Raw genomic sequence first — 7645 nt, 5'->3', positions numbered from 1 at the left:
GGTCAATTTGGTTGAGGCATTGACCAAGCGGTTCTCCAAGTTTTTGAGAGCGTATCGAATCCTTTTCAAAATGTCTGCAATCTTCGCACGTTCTCACAAACTCACCCCCTGCATGGCCGCCAGGAAGTCAATATCCGCCCTCAGCCGCTCCGTCTCACTGGGCGGGGGCGCGGGCTTAGAAGCCCGGTCCGCGGCGATCTCCTCCTCGGTGCGAGGGATTACCGTCTCCCCATCCCAGCGGTACAGCGGGATACTGTCCATGGTGCAGAGCGGCGGGTTTTCCTCGCCGCCTGGGAACAATCTCAGTTGATAGCCTCCACTGCCAAACTTTACATACCCTTCTGTTGTGCGCCCATTGTGGGGGCCGTCCGAAAATGCGTCAATGACAGAACCGTCATTTCTTACTTTCAGATAATAGCTATTTTTGAAATCGAAGTCCATATTCAACACCCCTTCATGGAAGAGTATCGGTTTCCACAATGCGGCTTGATAAAAACAGCGTCCTTTTCACTCCATCCGCATTTGAGCCGTCTGACAATGGTAGGCTCCGGAACTTTTGATATTTTGGACCAGTCCCTTAGTATATGCGTCTCCCCGTCTATTGTAATATGGTGGTTGCTTCTCATGTTTGTGTGTTGCGTTTCAACGTCTGCCCATCTGCAATTTTCAGGGCAGTAGTTGCCATTTACGTCAATCCTATCAATAGACAAGTTATCTGTATATCCGTTGGCAGTAGCCCATTCATAGAACGATTCAAAGCTCTTTTCCCATTCATCACATACGGAAATTCCACGTCCTCCGTAAAATTTGTAGACGGTTGAGTTCGAGTTATAGCATCTCTTTCTTAGACCCTTCCAGATTCTATAAAGTCTGGTTTTTGATTTTCCATGAGTAATTATCTTCTCTACCGTTCTTTGCCTTGATGTGCATCCGCAAGAAAGACTGTGCCCTTTTGTAAGAGAATAGTGATTGACAGTTGAAATTGTTCCACAATCACACTTGCACTCCCAATAAGGAACCCGGCTTTTATTTCTGTGGGAAAATTTAACGACTGCCCAGTTTCCAAATCTTTTCCCAGTTAAATCTTGCATAAAAACCTCACGTCTCCTCCTCGTTGATGCAGATTGCATCTGTAGTATCGCGCCCCTGGTGCGGCCCTGCTCGTCTACGTTGATGTAATGGCTGCTATAAAACTTATCCATGTTGCACCTCCTACAAGTTGGCGTCAAATAACAAGGGCGTGTCAATTCTTGCGGTTACAGGGTATCCAGGTACAAATTTGGATGTGTCTGGAACGTTAATTAAAATGTTACATGACGTTGACGATCCCCACCTGAAGCTCGCTGTTAAATTTTCGTAGAACCCATTCCCGCCATAACCAGCCATTTGTGCTCTGATTCCCGTTTTGGTCTGCATCGTCGGCGTACTCCTCATAGTGCAGGGGAAATTCACTCCAATATTGATACCTGCGCCATCCACTTCACCGGCGCCATAGTACGAACTAGTCGCATATTGATACCGCTGACATTTCGCCAGCTCCAGGGCCTTGTTGGGCGGCGGGTCGTTGAGCACCCAGGTATCGCCCTCTTTATGGGCAAGGGTTTGGTGTGAGCCAAGTTCCAGTTTACCTGCGACAAGTGTTTTATTAACTGTGGTATGAAAAACTGCTTGCCAATACGGAACATTTGGAAGGTTTCTAAACGAAATCCACCCCCAATCGGTATTTGCATATAAGCTATGTTCTGCATTGTGTGCAGCCCTTCCTGTACACACGGTCAGCTCTCCATCCGTGTCTAAAAATGACAGCGTGAGCAAAGTATTTTCCTCGATCTCCTCTAATGGAATAGCTTGAACGAACTGGCTCCCAGATGATTTGGCTATGATTTGTACCCTGGATTCAAGCAGCTTTACAGACACGCACTCGTATGAGTACCACCTGTCGATGGTGTACCCATTCTCGCAGTATCCCCTTACTGCCGCACTCGGAGCCGCATAATAGAAAGACTGGTGATACGCCGGATCCCTTACTTTTGCGTAAGCTGCTGTCTTCTCCACGACCTCGCAGGCAGCAGCGGCTGGGCCAATCAGCTCTGTAAATCCTGAGTCCCTGTATATTACTGCACCTTTGGGGATCATGTACCCATGCCGCTGGTCTATGGGGTCTGCAAAATACCAGTTGTCCAGCAGGTTGCGGTTCGAAAACCCGGTTGTGCCCAGCAGTACGCCGGTATCCCTATAGGAAGATGTGCCAATATCCCAGGTCCACCAGGTGCCGTTTTTTATGATGGGAGACTTGCCGACGCTGGCGTCAATCTGCGCCGCTGTGTACGGCAGACGCCATATTTTCTCTGGCAAAATCAATCACTCCTTAATAGTAAATGAGGATTCCGCCGGGGCCACCGTTGCCTCCGGCCCCGCCCTTTCCGCCTGGACCGCCTGCGCCGCCACGGGCGTAGGCTTGCCCCCTGTAGGAGTAGGCGTTGCCGCCGGATCCGCCGCCGCCGCCGCCGTTTCCGCCCGCGCCTGCTCCGCCCAACACAGTTGCGTTTGCGCCGTTTGCCCCGTTTGCGCCAGCGCCGCCTGCGCCGCCGTACCCAGAATCGCCTCTTCCGCTTCCATCTCCACCGTTTTGGCCGTTTGACCCATAAGCTGCTCCGCCGCCGTGGCCTCCTACGCCAACCCAAACCGCGGTAGCTGCCCCCGGCGCATGGCCTTCCGATCTGTCACTCTGTCCGTCTTCTCCTGGCTTCCAACCGTATACAGTCGGTTCTCCGGGAAAATCGTAGTCATTTGCTTCGCGTCCCCTGCCTCCATCTACACCGGGGACGTTTTTTGTCGCGTAGATCTCGCCGGAAAATATATTGGCTATCCCATTCTGGGGCGTCACGCCGGAGTCGGAAGAATAGGCGCCGAAAACAGACGCGCCGCCCCTTGCATTGGACGCGCCGCCCACCCCGCAGGCGTAATTGATTGCAGTCAGGCCGGTACAGTCTATCGTCACGGTAAGTACTTTCCCCGGGGTTCCCGGGCCACCGGCCGCCCCGCCCTTCCCACCCGGCGGGGCGGCCGGGGTATAGTCATAGGACTGATACACGCCGTTCGCCCCCGGCTCTCCGTCCGCCCCCGCAAATCCGCCATCTCCCGCGCCGATAATGACAGCCTGGAGGATGGGCCGGGGCTTTGCCAGGATTTCTGCCGGAATAGTCCACACCCCGCTCCCCGTCAAAATGGTGTACTTCGTATAATTGTTTCCCTGCCAAATGGGGGAATAATCCGTGATAATTTTGCACTCCGACTTAATATTGCTTGAGACGTTGGACTGCATGGATGCGATAATGCCAGAGATGGGCTCGTCGTAGGGGTCATAGCCTGTAATCATGTCCCCCGGGCGCTCCCCGTCCTCCACGATGGAGGCGGTGACGGTTTTGTGTGAACTGAAATACGCCAGGACGCGGCTTGCCACATTGTCGCTGTTCGTCGCGTTGACCAGATACGCCTCCGCCACTTTCTTCACATTTTCCCGCTGCGTATCCCTGCCGGGCGCTTGCTTGCGCAGGATGCGGGTGCTGTGGGTGAATTTCTTCCCGGTCAAAATCCCGGTCCCGGTGACGACAGCCCAGTTGACGCCGCTTGAATGGATCACCAAAGAACCGGTGGTTGACAGGCTGTGTAACGGACCGTTGGGAAACGCGAGAAAGGTATTGTCTGCCGTTTCGGAACCGTCGGTATTGTCGTATACGGTGACGGTCTCATCTGTACTCAGGGCGAAGAAGCTGTGCTCCGTCACGTCCACCGCGGATACCAGGGCGGGGTATTCAACGGACCCGTCGTAATAGATCCTTTTTTTAGGGATGTCCTTCACGTCTTTGTTTGAAATGAACCGAAACTCCATATCCCCCGCGGCGTTCCGGCCAATCATAACGCCGGTGGCGAATAAAAGCTGGTGCAGGTTTGACCGCTTCGTGCCGTAGGGAAGCCAGCCGTACACTTTGATATTCCTGACCTCCTCCGCCATGCTGAAAGGGACCGAATTCCCGATAATCTCAGACGCTACCGAGGCAAAGCTCTCGCCGTGATAGATCCCCCCGTAGTGCATCTGGCCCTCCAGAAGGCCGACGGGGGATACGCAGTGCAGCCAGTATCTGTTTTTCGCCATACGCTTCACATCGGAGAGATACATTTTGCAGGCAAGGGTACCGTCCCGGAAGTACCTTACCAACGTCCCGTAGTTCAGATTCCTCGGGTTTGCATAGACCTGGTTGGACGCAATGGCGTAGCCGTCCGTGCTGATGGCAATATCGCTGTACTTTGGGACAATGAGCTGGTAGGAGGTATCGCCGCCGTAGAAATCCACGCTGGCCGTGAGCGTGTCTATGGAAAGTTCGCTGCCTACCAAATCTACGGCGGTGATACCGTTCATGCCCACAATATCCCCGTCCTCAATCTGACATTCCGGGTTGTTTATGTCCGCCCCTATCACAAGTTTATGGCCCATGTTGCTCTACCTCGATGTAAACGTGACAGACGTGCGGGTCCAATACTCATCCCCTCCCGCGCCAAAGCCGCGGTAGGTCTGCGTGGTCACATGCCTGCGCATTTCCTCTTCCCTGTATCCGTTTGTCTTTGGGTCAAAATACTCAACCATGTGGTATACCCTCCCGTATACCTCATTCAAAAGGGCGGATAGCTGCTCCTGCGTCAGGGGCATACAGTTCAGCGTGACTACGGTCCGGATTTTCAGCTCGTCTTCCATATAGGTGCCGTCCAGCATCTGGCCCGCGTTGCTCCCCTGTACGCTCTCATACCCAACCGAATAGCCGGTTCTGGTAAAATAGCCGCTGTAGTCCGTGCCGTTGATTTTCAGCCGCTTCCCGTCCGTCATGACGGCTCACCTCCCTTACTGCTACTGCACCATCGCCGCGCCGATTCTTTCGCTCTCGGCCCTGTTGTACCGGAACATCCGGCGGGACAAAATTTCCCCGTCAATGGTTTCTGTGATGTTAATCACAATGTCTCCTCCTTGTTCCGCCATAACGCCGCCAGAGTTTTGCGTTTGCCCAATCCCAGAGTGGATATTTGCGGTAGTCTCGAAATTAAGGTCCGGCGTTTTGAATCCAAAATCCAGCGCGTCGCCAAACGCACTCTCTAACAGGGCCTCATTGTCTTTAATCCCCTTTGCAAAAAGCTGCATCATATCAGGGGCGTAGGTGTGAAAGTTGCTTAAAGGGCCTTTATCCGGCTCCGAAAAGCCAATGTAGTCCGCAATTGTTTTCCCTATGTTTTTTACAGAATCTACGACTTTTCCGATAGAATCTTTAATCCCTTGGACAAAATTGTCAATCAGGTCCGCGCCCCACTGAGCCGCTCCTTTAATCGCGTTGTCTATACCTTCTCCAACGGCGGATATAATTTCAAATCCGGCTTCTGTCATACTGCCAAGCCTGTCTGTAATAGATTGGACCAGCCCAAAAAACATTTTGGGCATAACTAATGCCAGCTGAGGGAGAGATTCTAACATTCCGCCTGCAAGAGCTATCACAATTTTTACTCCAGCCGCTCCAAACTTTGGTGTACTCTTGTTGAGTGTGCTTAGTAGTTTTGTTATTATTTCTGGCGCTTTTTCGATGAGTTCAGGCAAAGCATTGGCTATACCTTCCGCAAGGGATACCAGCAATTCCATCCCTGCATCCAAAATTTTGTCCGCATTATCTAAAAGCGTCTCTGCAAATTGCAAAATTGCGCTTATTGCCACCGGGATTAGCTCTGGAAGGTATTCTGAAACCCCAGCAGCCAGAGAGGTAATGATTTCGATTGCCGCTTCCGCTAATTGCGGTAATGCAGAAACCAGGCCGTCTACCAATGTAGTTACAATCTCGATAGCAGAATCTATAATCGTTGGTAGGTTGTCAATAAGGCCCTGCCCAAGCGCTCCCGCAACCTCCATACCGGCATTGATTACTGACGGAAGGTTTTCGATGATCATATTGAGGCCGTCACTTAAAAACGTTCCGAACGCCTCCATCGCGCCGGATAAACCGCCCTCTTTGAACGCGTCCGTAATGCTGCTGATTCCATCGGTTCCAAACTGGACAAATTCCCGGAGGCCGGGTGTGAGCTGGTCTGATAGGATGATCTGTGCTCCTTCCAGCGCGGATTTAAACTTTATGACATCGCCGGAAAGGTTGTCCAGTTGCGTTTCCGCCATCTGCGCCGCCGCGCCAGAAGACTCATCAAAAGCTAACTGCAAATTTTCCAGGTCGCCGCCCAATGCTTGTATGATTTGGTCAACAGAAACCCCGGCGTCAACCACCTCGAACAGACCAGACGCGACAGCTTTAGCGCCCTTTTTGCCATACGTGGAAAGAACGTAATTAAGCTCTTCCGCGCTCACTCCGAGCTTTTCAAGATTCTGTTCCAACTTTGACATACTGATATTATTCGTCTCGTCTAGCGCCTTTTCAAAATTGTCGATGGAGAAAGACGCCGCATCAATATATCCGCCAAGTTCGTAGAATCTAGCCCCCGCATTAGCCAACAGGGCTTCTGCCGATTTTAAGTCCCTGCTATTGAAAATATTGCTTAGTACCTCCATCCTTTCTTCTTGCGTCATATGGGACAGAATTATATTTAGTTCCGAAAATATATCGTTTAGAGAGCGCATCTTCCCGGACGCATCAAACACTTTAATCCCCAAGTTCTCCATGAGTGCAGACGCTGTATCTGTAGGAGCGGTAAGTGAAAGAATGATGTTTCTCAGCGCCGTGCCGCCCTCTGCGCCCTTTACGCCGTTGTCCGCCAGGATGCCCAAAGCGGTGGCCAACTCAGTTGTGCCGCCCGCAAGGTTCTTCGCGGTGCCGCCAACCGTCAGGATTGCTTCTCCTAACTGCGCTACGCTGGTATTGGACTTGCTGGAGGCCATCGCCATCTTATCTACCAGTTCGGCAGATTCCTCCATGCTCAAGCCAAGGGCAGACTGCGCGTCTGTCACCATGTCCGAAGCAGCGGCCAGTTCTATTCCACCCGCTGCTGCAAGATTTAGAACGTTTGGAAGAGCCTCCATAGCCTGCTCGGCGTCATATCCGGCGAGGGCCATGTAATTCAGTGCGTCCGCAGCTTGTGAGGCAGAAAAAGCGGTCTTTGACCCCATTTCCATTGCGAAGTCACGAAGTGCCCCAATTTTATCCACAGTGGTGCCCATCGTTGCCGCAACTTGAGACATCGAAGAATCAAAATCAGCGCCAACTTTTACAGAGGCACCAGCAAATGCAGCCGCGGCCCCAGTTGCCGCCGTAAGAGCAACAGCGCCTACTTTTGCTATCGTTTTTAGGCCATTGCCAAAACTTTTGGCTAGCTTGCTCGCGTTGCTCAGCCCGTTTTCGTAATCGCTTGTGTCCAGAATGATTCGCGCCACAAGGTCAAATACATTCAATTCGGAATTCCTCCTTTCTTACAAAATGGGACTTATACAGCGGCGAGTTTTGATTTGATATGCTGCACGATTTCTTCCGCCGTTCTGGTCTCCTGAACCTCTTTTTGAAACAGGTCTCTATACCTCGTTTCCAATCCGCGCCCGTGGGCCAGGCCCCATAAGGTGTCTGTGACGTATATCCGATACACCTTCTCCTTCTGGGCCTGGTCCATTCGG

At 52.1% G+C, this 7645-nt stretch carries 6 protein-coding genes; all 6 read right to left on the bottom strand.

Annotation, left to right across the window (positions count from 1 at the left end):
• Positions 1-93: 93 nt before the first annotated feature.
• The 6 genes from D1159_RS03930 to D1159_RS03905 are packed head-to-tail and all read right to left on the bottom strand — an operon-like array spanning position 94 to position 7429.
• Positions 94-441: a hypothetical protein gene (locus tag D1159_RS03930; protein ID WP_161844397.1), complete on the bottom strand. Its 348-nt coding sequence runs from the start codon at positions 439-441 to the stop codon at positions 94-96.
• A 2-nt stretch (positions 442-443) separates the two neighbouring features.
• Positions 444-1202: a hypothetical protein gene (locus tag D1159_RS03925; RefSeq protein ID WP_161844396.1), complete on the bottom strand. Its 759-nt coding sequence runs from the start codon at positions 1200-1202 to the stop codon at positions 444-446.
• Positions 1203-1212: 10 nt separating this feature from the next.
• Positions 1213-2355 (bottom strand): hypothetical protein, encoded by a 1143-nt coding sequence (locus D1159_RS03920; RefSeq protein WP_161844395.1) that lies wholly within the window; start codon positions 2353-2355, stop codon positions 1213-1215.
• Between the two features lie 13 nt (positions 2356-2368).
• The gene (locus tag D1159_RS03915; protein ID WP_161844394.1) at positions 2369-4495 is read right to left on the bottom strand and encodes a hypothetical protein; all 2127 of its coding nucleotides are present in this window, start codon (positions 4493-4495) and stop codon (positions 2369-2371) included.
• 6 nt (positions 4496-4501) lie between these two features.
• Positions 4502-4882 (bottom strand): hypothetical protein, encoded by a 381-nt coding sequence (locus D1159_RS03910; RefSeq protein WP_161844393.1) that lies wholly within the window; start codon positions 4880-4882, stop codon positions 4502-4504.
• A gap of 21 nt (positions 4883-4903) precedes the next feature.
• A complete protein-coding gene (locus tag D1159_RS03905; protein WP_161844392.1) occupies positions 4904-7429 on the bottom strand; it encodes a phage tail tape measure protein in 2526 nt (841 codons plus the stop codon).
• Between the last annotated feature and the right edge of the window lie 216 nt (positions 7430-7645).

This window comes from Pseudoflavonifractor sp. 524-17 (assembly GCF_009935845.1).
Classification (GTDB): domain Bacteria; phylum Bacillota; class Clostridia; order Oscillospirales; family Oscillospiraceae; genus Pseudoflavonifractor_A.
The sequence above is the reverse complement of the archived record's forward strand: the minus strand, read 5'-3'. Positions and strand labels throughout refer to the sequence as shown.